Source organism: Pseudomonas sp. P5_B2, assembly GCF_056400445.1.
Genome location: NZ_JBFULH010001405.1, coordinates 1 through 625 on the forward strand (window position 1 = coordinate 1; position 625 = coordinate 625).

Genomic DNA, 625 nt, shown 5'->3' on the forward strand with positions numbered 1-625 from the left:
CGCACCGCGCGTTCGGCCATAGCAGCTGTGCTGCGCGAAACGCCAATACTAAAGGTCGATCTGCGGCAACGTGTTGAGGCCCATACCCCTTGCACACTGCAGGGTCTGAATCTTGCTGTTTCCTCACGCTTGATTGGAAAGTTAAGCGGGCAGGACGGTTTCGGGAATTTTAAAATACTCATGGAACAATGGCCAAGAGGCGTTAAGAAGTCGATTCCTCCATCAATGCTGCAAACCGTCCAAAGGCTGGCGAAGTGGTTTTCTACTGAGTCGACCGAAAACCTATACAAGCTTCTGTTCGGTATTCCCAATGAAATTCACGATTGACGCCGTAATCCTGTGGCCTCTTAACCCCGATTTTGAGCCTCGGGTCATCCCTTTTGCCGAAGGCAAAATCAATATAATTTATGGCCTGAGCGGCACAGGAAAGTCCTCAATCGTCCACATCATTGACTACGTATTGGGCGCAACGAAATGCCAGATCCCCATCGGTATTATTCGTAATACGGTCGATTGGTTTGGACTGAAAATTCGTCTTCTAGATACGCAATACATCGTTGCTAGGCGCAGTCCTGGCGGTAGCCAAGGAGCGAACGATTTCTACATGGCTGTCGCTGAGGACGAT

The 625-nt window shown here is 49.8% G+C and carries 2 pseudogenes; both read left to right on the forward strand.

The features are described from left to right. A pseudogene (locus AC1DRJ_RS31485) lies at positions 1–327 on the forward strand (three component ABC system middle component); the annotation flags it as partial. Beyond that, positions 311–625, forward strand: a pseudogene (locus AC1DRJ_RS31490) (hypothetical protein); the annotation flags it as partial. The pseudogenes AC1DRJ_RS31485 and AC1DRJ_RS31490, both read left to right, overlap by 17 nt.